Origin of the sequence: Cryobacterium sp. RTC2.1 (genome assembly GCF_035018685.1) — a bacterium.
GTDB lineage: Bacteria > Actinomycetota > Actinomycetes > Actinomycetales > Microbacteriaceae > Cryobacterium > Cryobacterium glucosi.
Map to the genome: position 1 here is coordinate 1 of NZ_JASJXJ010000058.1, position 21,221 is coordinate 21,221.

Sequence of the window (21,221 nt, forward strand, 5' to 3'; positions counted from 1 at the left end):
GTTAGAAACCTAGACGGAGAGCGGCGTGCACTCGTTAAGGCGCTCGGAAACCACCCACGGTAACGTCAGGAGAGCCACAAAAAGCGTCAGATCCTCTTCGACCACGGTTTCCTCGCCCCGGCCCGGGCGCACATGCGGATCACGGCCAGCGTCCTGGCCGGCCTGCTCGTCGCCGTCGGCCTGACCGTCGGCGCCATTGTCGCCCCGGCGACCGCTGCCGGGATCGTCACCCTCACGGCCAGCAGCACGCCGACCATCCTCGCGGGCGAAAACGCGACCGTGAGTCTCACCGCGACGGCTCCTGCCGGCGGCACAACGGACTACTACAACCTCGCATTCCGGTACCAGCTGCCCGCCGGAGCGAGCTATGTCCCCGGCAGTACGGCAGGGGCAAGCGGCCCGGCCCTCCCTGACCCGACGATCGTGACGATCACCGACGTCGTGGGGCCGCCGGCGGTCACCCACCAGGTGCTGATCTGGCCGAACATCGCCGACCTCGTGCACGGAAGCACCACCGGCCTCACCTTCGGGATCACGCCAGACCCCTCCGTCTTCCTGGTCGGATCTCCCATCCCCGGCAATGCCGCCGTCTACGGTCAGACCGACCCTCGACTGCTCGCCAAGTTCACGCCGACAACCGGCGTCGTCGTCGCAGGCAGCTTCGCATTCACGGATGCCGTCACTCCCGTTTCCACGAAGGTCGCCGCCCTCAAGGTCACCAAGACCGAACCGAGCCCCGAGCATGAACTCATGCGCGGCGCACAGGACCAGGCCACCGTCTACACAATCACCACCAAGAACACCGGGGTCGCCGCCACGACCGGCGTCGTGCTCGTCGACTACCTCCCGGCCGGCCTCGAATTCCTCGGTTGCGGCAGTGTTGACAACAGTGCGGCAGGCACAGAGGAGTACCCGGGCAGCGGCCCGCTCGGCTCCTCCACCGGCGGTCCCTCCTGCGCGACTCCCGCGCTCGTCGAAACGGTCAACGACCGAGCAGGCTTCCTCGGCCAGGTCTTCACGAAGGTCACCTGGAACCTCGGCACCCTCACGGCCGGGTCCACCCGCACCATCACCTATTCGGCCGCGATCCCGCTGAAGGCCAACACGATGTGGCCCGCCGGCCAGGTGCCCAACGCCGCCGCGCGCCTGCAGGCGGCCAACCTGGACAACAACACCGGGGCATCGACTCGCCAGGAGGCGCCAGCCGCCGCCGGCCAGGGCCTCACGAACACCGCAGTCGCCACCGGCACATACACCGGCCCCGTCGCCACTCCCGCGGATGCTGCCGCAACCTCGAGCGACTCCGTGACCGTCAAGGCCATGGACCTGTCGATCGTCAAATCCGTGGACTCCTCGGACTTCGTGGCCGACGGCATCGCGCACTTCACCCTGCTGCTTCGATCGAGTGAGTACACCACCGATTCCGCGATGACGATCACCGACGTCGTTCCCAACGGGCTCTGCCCGATCATGCCCGCTTCCGTCCTGGTGACCGGTCCGCGGGCCGGTCAGCTGCCGGCCGGCTGCACCGGAGGCGGCACGGTGACGGGCGCCACCGTCAACAGCGTCGTCGCCAACGCCGACGGCAGTTTCACGGTCGTGCTCACGCCGAACCCGACGAGCCTCCCGGTGAACACGAGTCGCACGATCGGCTACGACGCCCTGATGTCTTCGACCTACGCCGGAGACAGCCAAAGCGGGCCGACCGTCGCGGGAGACAGCTTCCTCAACACCGTCGGGATCACCGGCACGACAACCGACGTCACCGCCGGCCTCGGCAGCACGCCGGTCACAGACGACTCGTCGGCCGGCCTCGCGTCATCCAGCCCGACCATCACCAAGAAGGTGCTTCCCCGCCCGGCCGCCGGTGGCACCGCCGTTGACTGCGCCGCCGCGGTCAACGCGCCCAACTACACAGACACCCAGGTGCCGACCTACCACCTCGGCGACAAGGTCTGCTTCCAGCTGACCGTGGCGTTCGCAAGCTCAACCCGCACCCGCAACGCCCGCATCACCGACTTCACCCCGGTCGGAACGAGCTTCGACGGCTTCGCGCCCGCGTCAGGAAGCACCGTCGCCGTGACCCCCGCAACCGGCACAGAGTCGGCAACCCCGGCAGGCACCCTGCCCGCCGCCTGGAACCTCGGCACGCCGGACAACGGATCGACCGACCTCTACGTCGCCAAGGGCGCAACCCTGACCCTCTTCGTGAGCGCCATCGTCACGTCGACGTCGCCGACCGCCGTCGTCGACATCACCGCGAACCTGATGAAGTACCGCCAGGAATCCACGGCAGGGGCCGTGCTCGCACTCCGTGACCAGGTCGACTACGCGATCGCCCCTGCCCCCACCGTCTCCCTCGCCAAGAAGATCTCCGCCGTCAACGGTGCAGCCCCGGCCGCGCCGGCAACAGACGTCAAGGTCAAAGAGGGCGACGTCGTGACGTACGCCCTCGACGTCGCGAACACCGGAACGGCCGCCGCAGGCACCGATGTGCCGGTCTCTGCCGTACAGGTCTGGGACGCCCTCCCCGCCGGTTACACCTGCACCACGTGGATCGTCGCGTCGATCACGCCCGCCGGCAGCTGTCTGAATCCCGGTGATGCCGGCTACCCGACCACAAATGCTGTGCCGGCGAACTCTCGCAGCGTCATCGTCTGGACCGTTCCGGGTCCACTCGCCCCAGGAGCGGCAGCCACCCGGCTCAGCTATGCGGTGACGGTTCCCACCGGCGTGAGCGTGTCGACGGTGTTCCCGAATACGGCATCCGTTGTCGCCTTCACCTCGCCGAACACCGCGGGCGGCGACACGGTCTACTTCCCGAAGGGCTCGTTGAACCCTGCCCATGACACCGACGGGAATGCGCTCCCGGCCAACACCACCGCGCAGATCCGCCTCGCCGACGCCGCCGTGGCCAAGACGGGCGTGTCCCGGATCGTGGCGACCGGCAACACCGCCAACCAGGCCGTCGCGGGGGAGCTCGTCGACTACACCTTCTCCGTCACGGTTCCTGCTCATACGACCGTGTACAACGGAAAGCTCTCCGACGCGCTCCCGGCCGGACTGACCATTCCGGTCGGAACCGTCGCGACAGTGTCGAGCGTGCCGGCCGGCGGCTCATTCGACCCGACGAACGGCGCCCTGACCTTCCCTGCAACCTTCGACAACACCGCCGCCGTGGACCAGGTCTTCACGGTGACGCTGCCCGGCGTGCTCGTCGGCGTCGGTCTGGCCTCCGGAACGCTCACCAACACCGCGACCTTCGCGAGCAACGCCACCCTCGGCGGGACCGCGGTGACCCCGCGCACGGCGGCCAAGGCCATCACGGTCGTGACCCCACTGCCGACCCTCGCCAAGATCGTCGACAAGCCCACCGCCCAGGGCAATGACATCGTGACCTTCACTCTCACGGCCGGCAACACCGCCGGCCGCCCCGCAGCCTACGACTCCATCGTCGTCGACTGCCTGCCCGCGGGACTGACCCTGACGGCCTTCCTCTCCCCTGCCGCTTCGCCGACGACGACGAGCGTGCCCGGGGACGGCACCAACGGGTGCGCCACCGGAACCACCAGGCTCGGCTGGGTGCTCCCCGGCACCGGTGCACTCCTGGCCCCCGCCACCACCGTGCTCACCTATTCGGCACGGGTCGCACCCAACTCCGCCGGGCTCGTCACGTACACCAACACGGCGAGCGTTACCGGCTCGACCCTGAGCAGCAACGGGGCGAACAACGCCGCCGTCGAGCGCGTCGTCTCTGCCGCCGCGTCGGCCGTCGTCACGGTCGAAGGCGCCACGACGGTCAAGACGGCCACCCCGAATGCCGTTGCGGTCGGCGGCGCGGTCGCATACACGATCACCGTCACCCTGCCCAAGAACGTCAACTTCTACAACGCATCCATCATCGACACCCTGCCAGCCGGCGTGACCGCGACCGCAGGCTCCGCCACGGTCGCCTGCCGCACCGCCACCGCCGTCGACTGCATCGCCACGCTGCCCAAGGGCCCCGGTTTCACCCTCGCCCCGTCCGGCCAGAAGATCGGCTGGCTCCTCGGGGACGTCGTCGCTGCGACCGAGGACCGCACCGTCACCGTCTCGGTCACCGGCACCGTCACCACGGCGCCCGCCAACACCGCGGGAACGTTGCTGACCAACACGGCCGCTCCGCGCTGGAACGACACGGCCAAGTCCGATCCGGCCAATGCCGCAGCGGGCTTCGACCGCACCGGCCCGGCCGGATCCGCGGGCGTCACCGTGCTCGAACCGGTGCTCAGAATCGCCAAGACCGTCTCCAACGCCACTCCGGAACCCGGCCAGGCCTTCACGTACACCGTCACCGCGACCAACGCGAACACAGCAACGACGTCCGACGCGTTCGCCGTGACCATCGTCGACACCCTTCCCGCCGGGATCGACCCTGCGAGCGTGACGAATATCTCCGGCAATGGTGTGCTCTCCGGCACGACCATCACCTGGACGATGCCGACCATCGCCAAGAACGCGTCCGTCACCCTGACCTTCGACGCCAGGCTGGCCGCGTCACCGAGCCTCACCGGCAGCGCGATCGTGAACAGCGTGAGCGTGACGAGCTACGCCTCCCTGGCGGCCGGCGGCCGGGTCTACACGGCCAACCCGCCGACGGCGACGGCGGCGGTCACCCCGCGCTTCCCGCACATTGACCTCGCCAAGACCGCGACCAACGGTGCGACCGCATACGTGAACACCCCGTTCGGCTGGACGCTGACGCTCACGAACACCGGAGCGGGCACCGCGGCGACCGTCACCCCGACGGATGTCCTTCCCGCGAACTGGGTGTACCTCGCCGGTTCAGGCACGGTCTCGATCGGGAGCGGCGCGGCCGGGCCCCTCGGCGACCCGACGGTGACCACCGCGAGCGGAGTGCAGACCCTGGCCTGGCCCGCGTTCACGGCCGTGGCCCCCGGAACCGTCATCAGCATCCGCTACAGCGCGCAGCCGACCGCTGCGGCAACCGTCACTCCGGGAGCCGGGGCGGGCATCCGCCACACCAACACCCTCTCGGCCTCCGCGACGGATGCCACCGGTGCGACCGGTCACGCCGGCCCCGCCCCGTACGCGGCGAGCCCGGTGACCGCTGACGCGCACATCGATGCGGCCGACGTCACCCTGGCCAAGACGGCCGGCTCGGCCCTCGTCGCCGGGCGCAGCACGCCGGATGCCTTCAGCATCACCGTCAGCAACACCGGACCGGACACCGCGGTCGGGGCCGTCGCCGGACACAACTTCACGGTCACGGACACCCCCACCCAGCCCCTGCCCACCGGCATCACCGTCACGGGGGCGACCGGCACCGGCTGGAGCTGCACGGTTCCGAACGCCGTGACCGGCGCCTTCAGCTGTGAACGTGTCAACGCGAACGAAACCCTCGCCGCAAACGCCGCATTCCCGGCGATCACGGTCGCCGTTTTCGCCGGATCCGGTGTGCCGAACGGCACGGCCGTCGTCAACTCCGCCACCGTCTCCGCCAGCACCTTCGACCCGCTCCTCGGCAACAACACCGCGAGCGCGACGAACACGGTGACCACGAGCGCCGACCTCGGCATCACGAAGCTCGCCAGTGGCGTCTTCGCCGCCGGCGACACGGCGACCTGGACTATCGACGTCACCAACGCGGGTCCGTCGACCTCTGTCGGACCGATCACCGTGACCGACACCCTGCCCGGGCACCTCTCCGCCGTCTCGGTCACGGGAACCGGCTGGACCTGCACCACCGCAGCGACCCCGGTGACCTGTGTCTCCGCGGGCGGCCTCGCGCTCTCCGCGACCTCGCGCCTGACCGTGACCGCCACGATCGACTCCGACTTCACCGGCAGCCTCACCAACACGGTTGCCGTCACCGGGACGACGCCCGACCCGAACCCGGCCAATAACAGCTCCGCACCGACGACCCCGGTCGGGAGCGCAACAACGCTCTCGATCGCGAAGACCCTGCAGGATGCCCAGCTCGTGCCCGGAACGGATGCGACCTACCGCTTCGTCGTCGCGAACACCGGCCGCGCCGACGCCCGCAACGTGCGGATCACCGACGCGCTGCCCAACGGCCTGACCTTCGTGCGGCTCGCGGCCGGTACCCCCGGCGCCTGGACCTGCACCGAGACCAGCACCACTCCCTCGACCATCGGGTGCGTCCTCACGGGCACCCTGAAGCCCGGCGCCGGGGCCACCCAGACCGTCGACGTCGTGGTCGCGGTGCCGAGCGGCCTCACCGGTTCCGTCGTCAACACCGCGACCGCAGGAGCAGGCAACGCCCCCGACGCGAGCGACAACACCAACACGGGACTGACCGGCAAGGCCGATCTGGGAATCACGAAGACCCACCCCGCCGGCGCCGTGACGGCAGGTACCGACCTGACGTACTCCCTCTCGGTGACCAACTACGGTCCGTCGGACGCCCCGGCAGGCACCGTCGTGACCGACCACATCCCGGCAGGGCTGGTCGCCCAGGGCGCGGACGGTGGCGCCGACTGGACCTGCGCTGCACCCGTCGGACAGGATGTGACGTGCACGAGCACGAGCATCCTTCCCGTGGGAGCCACGGCAGGCGTCGTCTCCGTGACCGTCGGCATCCCGGCGAACGCCGGGCCCGCCGGCTTCACCAACGTCGCGGACGTGACCGGGGTTCTCGACGAGCCAACGCCGAACGCGCACCCCAACACCGCGAGCGACCCGACCGACGTGACCACGCACGCCGACGTCACGATCGTCAAGACGATCGTGCCGTCCGCTCGCACCGTCACCGCCGGTGGCAGCATCGGCTACGCCCTGACGGTCACCAACGCCGGTCCGTCGACCGCGGATGCGCTCACGGTCGCCGACACTCTGCCGGCCGGTTTCACCGCCACCGCGATCAGCGGTGCCGGCTGGACCTGCGTCCTGGCCAGCCTCAGCTGCACCCGCGCCCAGCTCGGCGTGACGAACTCCGTGATCAGTGTCACGGCATCCGTTGCCGCAGCGGTGCCTGACGGCACCCGCGCGGTCAACACCGCGACCGTCGGCTGGACCGACAGCCGCTCATCCGCCCACACCGACACCGACGCCGTGCCCGTGACCGTTGTCGCGATCGCCGACCTCGAGCTGAACCAGTCGACCGCGACGGCGACCCCCCTCGCGGGCGCTGACGTCGTCTTCGACTTCGCGCTGCGTAACGTCGGCACCTCGGACGCCATCGGTCCGATCACGATCACCGACACCCTGCCGGCCGGGCTCCGGTTCCGTTCGAACACGGTGGGCTGGACCTGTGTCGCGAGTGCCGTTGCCGCCAGCGCCCCGCAGGTCGTCACCTGCACCCTCGGTGACGGGAGCACCGGCCTCGCCGCCGGCGGCACGGCGACCGCGCTCTCGATCACGGTGAGCACTGACCCGGCTCTCGGTGCCGTCACGCTCAACAACCCCGCGATCGCCGCGACACCGACAACGGAGTCCACGCTCGTCAACAACCCGAGCCCCGTGCGGGTGCTCTTCGCCCGCAGCGCCGACCTGTCCCTCGTGAAGACCCACATCGGCTCGGGCGCGATCGGCGCTCCGACCCCCTTCACCCTCACGGTCTCCAACGCGGGACCGTCCAGCGCCGTCGGGGTCCGGGTGGTCGACACCCTCCCGGTCGGGCTCACCTGGGTCGACAGCGCGGGCAGTGACCCGGCGTGGTCGTGCTCGGCTGCGGCGTCGACCCCCCTTGGCTCGACGGATGTCTCGTGCGCCCTCGCGACGCCCGTCGCCCCCGGCGCGGACGCGCCGACCCTCGTCCTGAACGCCCTCGTCGACGCACGGTCGTTCCCGACGGTCACGAACGCCGCCGCCGTCACCGCGGTCACCCCCGACCCGGACCCGGCAAACAACTCGGCGACCGATCCACTCGTCGTCGCCCCGCTGGTGAGTCTCGCCGTGACGAAGCACCACACCGGGCAGGCCATCATCGGATCGAACCTGGACTACCTCGTCGCGGTCACGAACACCGGAGCCACGGCAGACCCGGGTGGATTCACCGTGGTCGACGTGCTCCCGGCCGGGCTCAGCTACGTCTCCGGCCACGGCGACGCCGTGACCTGCGCCGCTGGGTCCGACGCGGCGCTGGTCACGTGCACCTTCGCCGGCGCGCTGGCCGTCGGGGCGACCCGCACGGTCACGATCACGGTGTCCGTGCTGGCCACTGCGTTCCCGACCGTGGTCAACACGGTCACCGCGCACAGCCTCTACGCCGACCCGGCCGCCCCGGCGGCCCAGGCGAGCGACTCCGCGACCGTTCTGAAGGCCCTCGCGCACACCGGAATCGACCTTCCGGTTGAGCTCCTCGCCCTGCTCGCCCTCCTCGCTCTCCTGCTCGGTGCCGCGCTCGTCCTCACGAGTCGCCGACGCCGCGCCCAGCGTGCCGAATAGGGGCTAGCGTTGCAGTATGACTGCGATCACTGACGATCTGCCCGCCCGCCTGCTGCACGAAGAGCACGAGGGCTGGGACGCGATCCTTGCCCGCCGCGCCGGGGACTACTACTGGCGCACAATGACGCGCGATGCCCTGTTGGTGCTCCCGGGGAACGTGGTCGCCAGGGACGCGGTGGCCGCGTTCTTCGAGGCCCTCGCGCCGCTCGACAGCTACGAGCTGCACGACCCCGCCGTGATCCGGATCAACGATCGCGCGGGCATCCTCGTCTACCGGCTCGTCACCCGCCGCGGCGACGAAACCGTCGAGACGTCCGCCGCGACCACCTACGTGTTCCAGAACGGCGGCTGGTGCGTGGCCCTGCACCAGCAAAGCCCCGTCTAGCCCCGAAGTCCGTCCGCGAAAGCGGGTGATTCGTCGGTTCCGCCTGCCCAGACCGACGATTCACCCGCTTTCGCGGCGGATGCCGGGTGTCTTGTGGGTACACGGGGGCGGGTCTACCGTGACGAGACAGGGTTCCCGCATGTGGGGAACCCGGGTAGCGAGAAGGGACCCGGGTCAATGGCTGACTTTGGAAACGAGGGCCTCGCGGAGCTTTACCGCCGGCCCGGAAGCGCATCCACCGTTTACGTCGACGTCACCCAGGATCGTGAGGATCCGAGACGCACCTCGAGCCTGCGCCATCGCTCCGTGCGCGAGGCACTGGCCGATGCCGGTGCCCCCGAGGCCGACGCCGACATCGTGATCGACCGGATCGAGGAACCGCCCGGCAGGCCGGGCAAGGTGAGTCGGCTGCTCGTGGTGCGGGACGGCCTCATCGAACTCGACGAGCTGTTGCCCGGTGAACCACTCGGCGAGCTGATCGTCTCGCACGGGCCGGTGCCGTGCCTGCTGCCGCTGCTCATCCAGCGTCCGCGCGACCTGACCTACATCATCGCCGAGGTCGGGCGTGACGGCGGCGAGATCCGGCAGTTCCGGCTCAGCCGCACCGGCGCGGTCGCCGAGGAGGAGATCGAGGGCGACACCGAGTACATCACCAAGGTGCAGGGAGGATTCCTGTCCAACTCGCGGTACCAGCGCGACACCGAGGAGATCTGGAAGCGCAACGAGGGCCAGATCGCCGACGCGATCGACGAAATGGTGCGCACGAGCGGTGCGGAGCTGCTGATGCTCACCGGGGACGTGCGCGCGCGGCAGCTGCTGGTCGCCCAGCTCGCCCCCGCGAGCAGGGACATCCTCGCCGTGGTGCCGACCAACACCCGCCCCGGCGGCGCAACGACCGATGAGCTCGAAGCCGACCTCGACCGGCACCTTGCCGCGATCCTCGCCCAGGACGAGTACGACGCTCTCGAACGCCTCGACACCGGGCGCGACGAAGGCCTCGCCGAGGCCGACTTCGCCGCCGTCGTGCGTGAGCTGCAGCAGGGCCAGGTCGAGGTGCTGCTGCTCGCTTCGGGAGCGCTGCCCGAGGCGACCCTGCTCGCGCTCGACCGTGAGCCCTGGGTGGCGTCGACCGAAGCGGATGCCCTCGGCGCGGCCGTTCTCGGAGCCGTGCCTGCCGCAGACGCGCTCGTCCGTGCCGCGTTGCTCACCGACGCGCGCGTGGTCGTGGTGTCGCCGGGGGAGCTGCCCGGCGGGAGCGGGGCCGCCGCGCTGCTCCGCTGGTCGACCCTCTCGACCCACTGAGCCGGCCGGTCAGCCGATCAGCCGATCAGGCTGGGGCGCAGGTCGCGCAGGGTGCGGAAGTGCGTCATCCGGGTGACGCCGACCGCGGCCAGCACGAGGCCGCCGACGACCCAGAGGAGCAGCACCCCGGCATCCGCCCAGGCCGTGGCCGGGTTGCCGCCGTACATCAACTGGCGGATGCCGTCGACCGCGTAACTCATCGGCACCACGTGGTGCAGCCAGGCGAGCGGCGCCGGCAGGGTCTGCCACGGGAAGGTCCCGCCGGCGGTGACGAGCTGGATCACCATGAGCACGAGGCCGACGAACTGGCCGACGCTGCCGAGCCACACGTTGAGCGCGAGGATGATCGCCGCGAACGCGAGGGCGGCGAGCCCCATCATCCCGTAGGTGCCGACCGGGTTGTGCACCTCGAAGTGCAGGATTCCGGCGAGGATGCCGAACAGCGCCGCCATCTGCACGAGGCCGAGGAGGCCGGGGGTGAGCCAGCCGGCGAGGGTGATCTTGAGCGGGGAGTGCAGGGCCGTGATCGCCCGGCGTGACACCGGTTTCACGATCAGGAACAGCGCGTAGATGCCGATCCAGCCGGCGAGGCTTGCGAAGAACGGGGCCATGCCGGCGCCGTAGGTCCCGGCGGAGGTGACGGCAGCGGTCGTGAGCGACACCGGGTCGGCGATCGTCGAGCCCTGCAGGGTGCGGGTCTGGGCGTCCGAATTCGGGATGCTCGTCACCCCGTTCGCGAGGCCGTCGCGCAGTACGCCCGCGCCGGACTGCAGGGTGACGAGCCCGCTGTTGAGGCTCGTCGCGCCGGTCGCAATGCTTTCGGCGCCGGTCGCCGCGGTACTCGCGCCGGTGGCGGCGGATGCTGCACCGTCGTTGACCGTTCCGGCCCCGGCCGCAAGCGTTGCGGCCCCTGTAGCGGCGTCGGTCGCGCCGCTCGCGACGTTGCTTGCACCGGCGGCCGTCTGCGCGGCGCCGGCGGCGAGGGTTGCCGCACCGGTTGCGGCGGCGGCGGCGCCGGCAGCGACGGTTGCCGCGCCGGTGGCGACGCCACCCGCACCCGCGTTGAGGGCCGTGAGCTTTCCGTCCTTCGTGATGAGGCCGTCGAGGCCGGCCTGGACTCCGGCTGCCTGCGCGCTGGCGGTCTTCATACCGGTAGTGACGGTTGTCAACTGGAGGAGCGCAGCGTCAACATCGGCGGTGCTGAGATTGGCCGACGTCAGCTGTGTCCTGATAGCGGTCAGACTCGATTCGAGAGCTGTCGTCGTCGTCGCGTTAAGTGTCGTGACTGCATCGCCAGTAGCCGCGGAAAGGGCAGGCACGCCCTTCTCAAGCAGCGCCTTGGTCCCTGCCGACACGGAGGCCGCTCCTGTGGAGAGCGGGACTGTCCCGTCGGCAAGCTTCTTCGTTCCGGCCGCGAGGTCTGCAGCGCCGCCGGAGACCTTCGTCGCCCCTGCAGACACCTGGCTGGCGCCGGTCGCGAGCGTCGCAGTCCCGGTGGCAAGGCTCGTTGCCCCGCTCGAGAGCTGGCTCGTTCCGGTCGCGAGCTGGCCGAGGCCGGAGGCGAGCACGCCCACGCCGCTGGAGAGCTGGGCGGCACCGGTTGCGAGGCTTGCGCTCCCGTCGGAGGCGGTCGTCGCGCCATCCGTCAGCTTGGTCGCGCCGTCCGCGGCCGTGACGAGGCTCGAGCGCACGTCGGACAAGCCGATCAGGAGCCGGTCGGCCGCTTCCTCATTGACCTTCGAGACGATGGCCTCCCGGATCTTCGTCGCGGCCTGGCCGCCGATCGTCGAAGCGAGATAGCTGTTCGTGTCGTTCGTGGTGAGGGTGATCACCGACTTCCGCGGTGTCGACGTGGCCGAGGATGCGATGCCCTCGGAGAAGTCGGCCGGAATGGTCACGCTGAAGTCATAGCTCGCGTCGGCGACGCCGGCCGCGGCCGTGGCCGCGGAGACACGGTGCCATTGGAAGGCTCCGGCGTCGGTGAGCTGCGTTGCGATGTCGTCGCCGTAGTTGTGGCTCACATCGTCGATGACCGTCCCCGTGTCGGCGACGACGAGGGCGACCGGCACGCGGTCGAGACCCGCATACGGGTCCTGGTTGGCCCACAGGTACAGGCCGCCGTAGAGCACGGGCACGAGCAGCAGGGCGGCGAGGGCGACCCGGGACATCACGGTTGCGGTCAGTCGCGCCAGTTCGGCGCGAATCATGGCGAAAACTTTCACAGGACATCGGCTCCGGGGATGGTGACGGGGAAGCGGGTGAGTCCGGCGGGCAGCATGCCGTCCGGCTCCAGGTTGGCGAGCTCGAGGTCAGCGATGGCGTGCGCCGAGGCGTCGCCGGCGATGACGAGCACCGCATAGCCACGCGCCGCCAGTCCACCGGCGATGTCCCACCAGCCGAGCGGATCGCCGCCGTGGCGGTCGGGAGAGGTGAGCACAAGCCCCAGCACGCCGTCGCGCAGCACGGCCAGTTCGGTCAACAATCGGATGCGGTCGTCGGGCGCGAGGTCGCCCATGTCGCTCCGCGCCCGGTCGGCGAGGCCGAGCCCGGCGAGCAGGTGCTGGGTGGACTTGCGACGGAGGCCGGCGAACATGAGCTCTTCGGCGACGACGTCTTCGACCATGACGTCCGCGGCGGGCTCCGAGACGCCGAGGGCGTCGACGAGAGCGATCTGGCGACGCACTGCGGCGTAGTCGGTGTGACCGTCGATCGTGACGGTCCCGCTGTCCGGGCGCATCCGGCCGGAGGCGATGAGGCCGAGGACCGTGGGACGGCGTTCGGTCTCGGCCCGGGCGAAGGCGACGGCGCCACTGCTGAATTCCAGGGTCGTCGACGGAAGGGCAGAGTCTCTCGGGCCCTTGGTGACGGACGAGAGGTTAACGCGCATGCGAGCGCCTCCGGAGGTGAGAGGAAACCCATACGACGTCGGCACGGGTTCCGGGGGGAAGGAATAGGCATCGCGGCGCTGGGACTGAGGCCACTCTAATTCACCAGCACGTGATTTTCACTGACTAGTCAGTTCTGGTCAGACGCGGGGTCGTCGGGTGATCGAGGTGGACGAAGCCGGACCTGCTTGCGCGGGGCGTTCGACGGATCTATACTGACTAGTCGGTACAAAACGAGTACCGCCACGAAAGGAACGACGTGCAGGCGACACTGGTAGCGGACGAACTGACTGTCAGTTACAAACGAGGCCTGGTCTACGGGCCGATCAGCTTCAGCGCCGACGACGGCCTCACGGTCATCTGCGGCCCGGCCGGCAGTGGGCGCACGAGCCTGCTCCTCACCCTCGCCGGGCGGATGCGGCCAACCTCCGGAACCTTGTCGGTGCTCGGCGAAGACCTTCCCCGCCGCGCCCGCCGGGTCCAGCGCCGCACCGGCGTGTCCGGGTTCCACGGCATCGACTCCCTCGAAGAGTCGGTCACCGTCGGGGCGGCCATCCGCGAGCGCCACGCCTGGCTCGCCCCCTGGTGGTCCTTCATCCGGGCGGTCGACGACGCCGAGGTCGTCCGCGTCTGCGCGCCGGTCTTCGGCGATATCCCGGTTCCGGCCGCGAGCACGATGATCTGGGACCTCGACGAGGTCGAGATGGTGCTCCTCCGCGCGTCGCTGGCCATGATGAGTCGGCCCAGCGTGCTGTTCTTCGACCAGGTCGAGCAGGTGCACTCCCCGGAGGCACGCCGCCTGCTCTGGGCCCGGCTCGGCGCGATCGTCGCAGCCGGCACTCCCGTGATCGCCTCGGCCATCGCACCGGACTACGAAATGTGGGCGGAACTCGGACTCGAACCGACCGTCCAGTACATGAACCAGGAGATTCGCTAGATGTTCGCCTTCCTATCCACGGGCACCGAACTGCGCCGATTCGGCAAGGGCACCCTGCCCAAGATCGCGCTCGTCGTGTTGATGTTCATTCCCCTGATCTACGGCGCCCTCTACCTGTGGGCCTTCTGGGCGCCGGACAAGGAACTCAGCAAGCTCCCGGTCGCCCTCGTCAACTCCGACACGGGCGCCGTCCGTGACGGCACGGACGTGACCGCGGGCAACGACCTCGTCGGCAAGCTCCTCGACGGTCACGACCTGGGCTGGGTCGAAACCAGCGCGGCCGACGCCGCCACCGGGGTGACCGACGGCGACTACTACTTCTCCGTCACCATCCCCGCAGACTTCTCCACGGATGCGATCTCCGCAGGCACAGACACCCCGACCGCTGCCGAGGTGCTCGTCGACTACAACGACAGCAACAGTTTCCTCGCCTCCACCCTCGGCAAGCAGGCCATGATCCAGCTGCGGGACGCCGTGTCCCTGAACATCGGGGACCAGACCGTCAACACGATGCTCGTGGCCGTGAACAAGGCCGGTGACGGCATCCGCACCGCCGCGGCCGGTGCCGGAACGCTCGCAGACGGCCTCAGCACGGCCGAATCCGGCACAGGCACTCTCGTCGCCGGGCTGAACGACCTCTCCGCCGGCGCGTCCACCCTTGACGACGGCGCGGCACAGGTGGCCGACGGATCGTCGACGCTGGCCGCGGGGATAGGCACGCTGTCCTCGGGCGCGGCAACGCTCTCCTCTTCCTCGCTGAAGCTCTCCGACGGCGCGTCGACTGTCGCCGCGGGGACCCAGAAGGTGTCCGATGGACTCGCCTCGGCGGCCACGGGGGCAGCCACCCTCTCGGACTCCTCAGACCAGCTCGCCGCGGGGGCGACCTCGATCGCGACGGGAACCGGACAGCTCGCAACCGGGACGAAGGACCTCGACGACGGCCTCGCGAAACTGGAGGCGGCCATGGCCGCTGCCCCGGCCGGCACGCCGGCATCCGCGTTCCTGTCGACCGTGACGAAGCTCGCGACCGGAGCCGACACCCTCAACACGAAGACGCAGGGCGCTGCCACCCAGGTTTCGGGATACGCGACGCTGAGCGGAAACTTCGCCACCGGCATGGGGACGCTCTCCGACGCGCTGACCGCAGGCGCCCCCGGGGCCGCCCAGGTGGCAGCCGGATCGGCGCAGGTGGCCTCCGGATCGGCGGCCCTCGCCTCCGGAGCAGGCCAGCTGGCCACCGGCGCGGCCACCGCCGCGACCGGGTCGGCCACGCTCGCCACCGGTGCGGACAGCCTCGCCGCCGGAACCGGCACCCTCGTCGACGGCAGCAGCCAGCTCGTCGCGGGCGGCACCGCCCTGCAGTCCGGCACCGTGCAACTCGCCGACGGCAGCCACACCCTGGCCGATGCCCTCGCGACCGGAGCCGCGGACGCACCCAGCCTCACCGACGCGCAGATCTCCGAGAAGGCCGCGGTGATCGCGAACCCCGTCGACCTCAATCAACGGTGGGAGAACGCCTCGGACAGCTTCGGCGAGGGCTTCGCGCCCTTCTTCCTCGCCCTGGCCACCTTCGTCGGTGCACTCATCACCTGGCTCATCCTGCGTGCCCTGCCGACCCGCGCGCTCGCCAGCGCCGCCTCGGGCCTGCGTGCCACGATGACCGGTTTCCTGCCGGCCATGGCGATCGGGTTGAGCCAGGTCATCATCATGGTCCTGGTGCTCGTCTACGGCATCGGGCTGACCCCGGCGCACTGGCTGGGCATGTCCGCGTTCATCTACCTCACAACGCTCGCGTTCCTGGCGCTGCAGCAGATGTTCATCATCCTGTTCGGCACGGCGGCAGGCCGCGTGATCAGCCTGGTGCTGCTCATGCTGCAGCTCAGCTCCTCCGGCGGGACCTATCCCGTCGAGACCACGCCGGAGTTCTTCCAGATCCTGCACCCGTGGATGCCCGCTTCCTACGTCGTCACCGGGCTGCGGCAGCTCATCACGGGCGGGATCGACTCTAGACTGTGGCTTTCCGTGCTCGTTCTCGTAGGCATCCTGGTCGGCTCGATCGCGATCAGCGCCTGGAGCGCGTCTCGGCAGCGGATGTGGACGATCACCCGGCTGCACCCGGAACTGACCATCTAGGGTTGCGACCCGAACCGAGTGCGACGAAGGGACCGACTATGCCACGTGCGACGGGAACAAAACGGGCGATCCTGGACGCCGCGCTGGAGCTGGCCGCCACCCGCGGGATCACCGGCACCACGATGGACGACGTTGCCGAGCTCGCGCACGTGGCCAAGGGCAGCCTGTACTACAACTTCAGCTCGAAGGACAAGCTCTTCGAGGCGCTGCTGGAGGAGGGGGTCGGCTCGCTCTCCGACTCCCTCCGGGCGGCGCGTGACGGGCTGCACGGGCGGGAGGCGCTCGTCGCGCTGATCGCGGTGCTCCTCGACCTGATCGAGTCGAACGCGGGACTCGCCAAGCTCATGGCGGCCGAGATCTTCCGCACCGACCGGGCCTGGCAGAAGACCCTCTTCGCCCTGCGGCACGAGGCCCTCGCCGTCTTCGCGGAGGCGATCGCCGAGGCCCGTCCGGCCACGGCGGCAGCGGGAACGAGCGGGTTGATGGCGTCGAGCGTCTTCGGCGCCGTGCTCATGGCAGGCCTCGAATGGCTGGTGTTCGATCCCGACCGCGACCGCGACGAGGTCTCCGGGGCCATCCTCGAGTCGCTCTCGGGCGGCTTGCTCGCCTGATCCCGCGCCCGGTCGCACTCCGGTTCGCACTCCCGGCCGCGGCGACGCGATGGCGAAACCGGGACATTTCCGGGCATCAGCCCGGGGGTGGCGGCAGGTTCCGTGGGGCTCAGAGTGCTCACCGCGTTAGGATCGAGTGTGACCGGCGAAAACTTGATCGACCAGCCCGAGACCCTCCTTCCCGCGGAACCGGAGGTGATCGCGGCGCTCCGGAGTACCGAAAGCCACGCGTTGCCGTCCCTCGTCGCCGCGCACCCGACGTCCTCCCTGGCCTGGGCGGTGCTGGCGGATGTCGCCCACCTCGAAGGCCGCACCATCGAGGCCTATGCCTTCGCCCGCGTCGGCTACCACCGCGGCCTCGACGCCCTCCGCAAGGCCGGCTGGCGCGGACACGGCCCGATCCCGTGGACCCACGAGCCCAACCGCGGGGTGCTGCGCGCCCTGTATGCGTTGCGCCGCTCCGCCGCCGAGATCAACGAGCAGGACGAGTTCGACCGTCTCACCGTCTTCCTGAACGACGCCGATCCGACCGCGATCGCGCGCATCGACCAGGAAACCATCACGCCAGACGGCTACCGGGCCGATGACCCGGCCCCGATCACCGAGGCGTTTTTCATCCGAGGAGAGAACTAATGCCAGCGATCGTTTTGGTCGGAGCCCAGTGGGGCGACGAGGGCAAGGGTAAGGCCACCGACCTCCTCGGTAGCCGCGTCGACTACGTCGTCAAGTTCAACGGCGGCAACAACGCCGGGCACACCGTGGTGATCGACGGCGAGAAGTATGCGCTGCACCTGCTGCCCTCCGGCATCCTGACCCCCGGCGTCACGCCGATCATCGCGAACGGCGTCGTCGTCGACATCGAGGTGCTCTTCGAGGAGCTCGACGCGCTGATCTCCCGCGGCGTCGACGTGTCCCGGCTGAGGGTGAGCGCCAACGCGCACATCATCACCCAGTACCACCGCACGGTCGACAAGGTCACCGAGCGCTTCCTCGGCAAGCGCCAGATCGGCACGACCGGTCGGGGCATCGGCCCGACCTATGCCGACAAGATCAACCGGGTCGGCATCCGCGTGCAGGACCTCTTCGACGAGAACATCCTCCGCCAGAAGGTCGAGGGCGCCCTCGCCCAGAAGAACCACCTGCTCGTCAAGGTCTACAACCGTCGCGCGATCTCGGTCGACGAGATCGTGACCGACCTGCTCAGCTACGCCGAGCGCCTCCGCCCGATGGTCGCAGACACCGCGCTGCTCCTGCACCAGGCGCTCACTGCGGGCAAGACCGTGCTCTTCGAGGGCGGCCAGGCCACGATGCTGGATGTCGACCACGGCACGTACCCGTTCGTCACGTCCTCGAACGCGACGTCCGGCGGTGCGGTCACGGGATCCGGCATCGGCCCGAACCGGATCGACCGCGTCCTCGCCGTCGTCAAGGCGTACACGACCCGCGTCGGCGCCGGCCCGTTCCCGACAGAGCTCTTCGATGAATCCGGCGAGTTCCTGCGCGCCAAGGGCTTCGAGTTCGGCACCACGACCGGCCGCCCGCGCCGCTGCGGCTGGTACGACGCACCCGTCGCCCGCTACACGGCCCGCATCAACGGGGTCACCGACTTCGTGCTCACCAAGCTCGACGTGCTCACCGGCCTCGCCGCCATCCCGGTCTGCGTCGCGTACAGCGTCGACGGCGTCCGCCACGACGAGGTGCCCGTCTCGCAGTCTGACTTCCACCACGCGAAGCCCATCTACGAGGACTTCCCCGGCTGGACCGAGGACATCACCGGCGTCCGCACCTTCGAGGAGCTGCCGCGGAACGCCCAGGACTACGTGCTCGCGCTCGAGAAGATGAGCGGCGCCCGCATCTCCGCGATCGGCGTCGGCCCCGGCCGCGAAGCGATCGTGTCCCGCCACGACCTGATCAACTGAGAGCTGAGCTGAGCTGAGCCGGGCCGCAAGGGTCTGAACCGACAAGAGCGGATGCGCGGGGCGCATCCGCTCTTGTCGTCTCTTGTCGTCTCACGTCGTCGCGCGCCGCTTCGAACGAGCGGATGCTGCCATTCACCGGCGGGTTCCAGACGTTGCGCTCAGAGGGGGCCGACGCCGACGGCCGCACACGTTACAGTCGGCAGGTGACCGATAGCACCGCCCCGCGCGACGCCCCCACTTCTGCAGTACCCGCTCCCGGCGAGCCTGCTCGTCGCGCCGTCGTCGCGCTGCAGTTCCTCGGCATGGGCGTCGTCTGGGGCTCGAGCTTCCTGTTCATGAAGGTCGCCCTCACCGGAGTGAGCTTCGGGCAGGTCGCCTGGTCGCGCCTCGTGCTCGGCGGCCTCACCCTCGGCCTGATCGTGCTCATCACCCGGCCCCGGGTGAACAACGGCCCCGTGTTGCCGCGCGAAGCGGCCGTGTGGCTGCACTTCCTCGTGATCGCGGTGAGCGGATGCGTCGTGCCGCATCTCCTCTTCGCGTGGGCCGAGCAGTACGTGTCCTCGAGCCTCGCGAGCATCTACAACGCCGTGACACCGATCATGACGGCCCTGATGGCGACCCTCGCCTTCCGCGTCGAACGGCTCGGGCGCGGGCAGGTGCTCGGGGTGGTCGTCGGCATCGCCGGCGTGCTCGTGATCATCGGGCCGTGGCGCTACGCGGCGCTCACCGGGGACCTCTGGGGCCAGCTCGCCTGCCTCGGCGCGGCGGTGTGTTACGGCTTCACGTTCGGGTACACCCGCCGGTTCCTGAGCGGGCGGCCGATCGCGGGGGCGACGTTCGCGTTCCTCAACATCGGGCTCGGCGGGGCGATCATGCTGCTGCTCACGCCCGTGCTGGCCTGGCACCCGGTGTCGCTCAGCCCGGCGATCGTCCTGAGCCTGCTCACTCTCGGCGCCCTCGGCACCGGGCTCGCCTACATCTGGAACATCAACGTGCTCCGCGCCTGGGGCCCGACGAACGCGTCGACGGTGACGTATGTGACGCCCGTCGTCGGCGTCGTGCTCGGGGTGCTGCTGCTCGGCGAGACGCTGTCCTGGAACGAGCCGTTGGGCGCGCTCCTCGTGCTGCTCGGCATCCTGCTCGCGCAGAAGCGCATCCGCTTGCCCCTGCCGCGCCGCGCCCTCGCCTAGCCGCCTGACCACTGCCCGCGAAAGCGGGTGAATCGTCGGTCTGCGGCAGCCATAACGACGATTCACCCGCTTTCGCGCCGGGGTGCGCACGGTATCGTTCAGTCATGGCCGAACACGAGGAATTGCCCGCCGGTGCGGGGCGGGATGCGATCGACGAATTGAACGGCATCCGCCAGAGCATCGACAATATCGATGCCGCCCTTATCCACATGCTCGCTGAGCGCTTCAAGTTCACCCAGCAGGTCGGACGACTCAAGGCCAGGCACGGTCTCCCCGCCGCAGACCCCGCGCGGGAGCTGCAGCAGATCCAGCGTCTGCGTGCGCTCGCCGAGGAGGCCAGGCTCGACCCCGGTTTCGCCGAGAAGTTCCTCAACTTCATCGTCGCCGAGGTCATTCACCATCACGTGGCGATCGCGGGCGGCCAGCCGGGCGTGGGAGACGGGCAGGCACCCGGCGCTGCCATCGGGGTCATGCCCGATTCGGCGATCGGTGCACCGGCGCCTGCGACTGCGGAACCCGCAGGCCCGGCGTCGTGAGCTGGGACCCGCGCCACCTCCCCGACCCGTCCGGCAAGACCTTCGTCGTCACCGGCGCCAACGCCGGCCTCGGCTATTTCACAAGCGAACAACTCGCCGCGACCGGTGCGCACGTCGTGCTGGCCTGCCGCAATCCCGTGAAGGCGGATGCCGCGATCGCGGCCATCCGCGGACGGGTACCCGGGGCATCCGTTTCGACGATCAACCTCGACGTCGCCGACGCCGACAGTGTGCGCGCGGCCGCCGTGCTGCTGCTCGAGCTGCCCCGCCTCGACGGACTCGTGCTCAACGCCGGCATCGTGCACCCGCCCCGGACCCGCGAGTCGAGCGCGGCCGGCAACGAGATCGTGCTCGAGACGAACTACCTCGGGCACTTTCACCTCACCGCGCTCACCCTGCCTGCCCTGTTGCGCACGCCAGGCAGCCGGGTCGTCGCGCTCGGCTCGCTCGCGACGCGGCTCGTCGCCTCGCGCCTGGACAACCTGCAGCTCGAGACGGGGTACAGCGGCTGGGTCGCGTACGCGCAGTCGAAGATCGCGATGCAGGTGTTCGGCTTCGAGCTCGACCGGCGGCTCCGGCGTGCCGGACTCGGCGGCCCCGGCGGGGTGCAGAGCCTCGTTGCGCACCCCGGTTACTCGGTGTCGGGGCTGACGCCGGGCATCCGCGGGGTCAACGAGCCGAGCCGGCCGCAGCGTTTCGCCGACAACCTGCAGGGCCTGATCGGCGCCCAGGGCAAGGACCGCGGCGCCTGGCCGACGGTGCGCGCGACCCTCGACACGGATGCCCGCGGCGGCGAGTACTACGGCCCCCGTTTCCTGACCCGCGGCCTGCCTACTCGTCAGCGCCCCACGACCACGAGCCTCGACCCGCAGGTCGCGGCCCACCTCTGGTCCCGCACCGAGTGCCTCCTGTCC

13 protein-coding genes are annotated in these 21,221 nt (G+C 69.9%); 11 read left to right on the top strand and 2 right to left on the bottom strand.

Annotated elements, in window-relative coordinates; genetic code table 11:
• The first annotated feature begins 132 nt into the window (after positions 1-132).
• The 3 genes from QN357_RS09310 (at position 133) to QN357_RS09320 (ending at position 10,096) form a co-directional block, all read left to right on the top strand.
• Positions 133-8,409: an isopeptide-forming domain-containing fimbrial protein gene (locus tag QN357_RS09310; protein WP_323504795.1), complete on the top strand. Its 8,277-nt coding sequence runs from the start codon at positions 133-135 to the stop codon at positions 8,407-8,409.
• Positions 8,410-8,425: 16 nt separating this feature from the next.
• Positions 8,426-8,794, top strand: coding sequence for a DUF4440 domain-containing protein (locus QN357_RS09315; protein WP_134559075.1), 369 nt, complete (start codon positions 8,426-8,428; stop codon positions 8,792-8,794).
• Positions 8,795-8,971: 177 nt separating this feature from the next.
• Positions 8,972-10,096: a Vms1/Ankzf1 family peptidyl-tRNA hydrolase gene (locus QN357_RS09320; protein ID WP_322189136.1), complete on the top strand. Its 1,125-nt coding sequence runs from the start codon at positions 8,972-8,974 to the stop codon at positions 10,094-10,096.
• A gap of 17 nt (positions 10,097-10,113) precedes the next feature.
• Here the strand turns inward: QN357_RS09320 and QN357_RS09325 are convergent, their stop codons facing one another.
• Complete coding sequence (locus tag QN357_RS09325; RefSeq protein WP_241980933.1) at positions 10,114-12,303, bottom strand: YhgE/Pip domain-containing protein; 2,190 nt, start codon at positions 12,301-12,303, stop codon at positions 10,114-10,116.
• A gap of 11 nt (positions 12,304-12,314) precedes the next feature.
• A complete protein-coding gene (locus QN357_RS09330; RefSeq protein ID WP_322189138.1) occupies positions 12,315-12,983 on the bottom strand; it encodes a hypothetical protein in 669 nt (222 codons plus the stop codon).
• A 257-nt stretch (positions 12,984-13,240) separates the two neighbouring features.
• On the opposite strand from QN357_RS09330, the gene QN357_RS09335 reads away from it, so the two are divergent.
• From QN357_RS09335 to QN357_RS09370, 8 genes are all read left to right on the top strand, one after another.
• Positions 13,241-13,918 (top strand): ATP-binding cassette domain-containing protein, encoded by a 678-nt coding sequence (locus QN357_RS09335; RefSeq protein WP_134561955.1) that lies wholly within the window; start codon positions 13,241-13,243, stop codon positions 13,916-13,918.
• Positions 13,919-16,051, top strand: coding sequence for a YhgE/Pip domain-containing protein (locus tag QN357_RS09340; RefSeq protein WP_322189140.1), 2,133 nt, complete (start codon positions 13,919-13,921; stop codon positions 16,049-16,051).
• Positions 16,052-16,089: 38 nt separating this feature from the next.
• The gene (locus QN357_RS09345) at positions 16,090-16,662 is read left to right on the top strand and encodes a TetR/AcrR family transcriptional regulator (RefSeq protein ID WP_134446214.1); all 573 of its coding nucleotides are present in this window, start codon (positions 16,090-16,092) and stop codon (positions 16,660-16,662) included.
• A 138-nt stretch (positions 16,663-16,800) separates the two neighbouring features.
• Entirely contained in the window at positions 16,801-17,295 is a 495-nt protein-coding gene (locus tag QN357_RS09350) for a DUF3151 domain-containing protein (RefSeq protein WP_134446215.1), read from the top strand.
• Positions 17,295-18,581 carry an adenylosuccinate synthase gene (locus QN357_RS09355; RefSeq protein WP_322189142.1) on the top strand — a complete coding sequence of 429 codons (1,287 nt, stop codon included), beginning with the start codon at positions 17,295-17,297 and terminating at the stop codon, positions 18,579-18,581. The genes QN357_RS09350 and QN357_RS09355 overlap by 1 nt, the downstream gene beginning before the upstream one ends.
• A gap of 302 nt (positions 18,582-18,883) precedes the next feature.
• The gene (locus tag QN357_RS09360; protein ID WP_322189897.1) at positions 18,884-19,771 is read left to right on the top strand and encodes a DMT family transporter; all 888 of its coding nucleotides are present in this window, start codon (positions 18,884-18,886) and stop codon (positions 19,769-19,771) included.
• Between the two features lie 104 nt (positions 19,772-19,875).
• A complete protein-coding gene (locus QN357_RS09365) occupies positions 19,876-20,307 on the top strand; it encodes a chorismate mutase (protein WP_134446217.1) in 432 nt (143 codons plus the stop codon).
• Positions 20,304-21,221 (top strand): SDR family NAD(P)-dependent oxidoreductase (locus QN357_RS09370; RefSeq protein ID WP_323504796.1); only part of this gene is annotated, 918 nt, incomplete at its 3' end. The genes QN357_RS09365 and QN357_RS09370, both read left to right, overlap by 4 nt.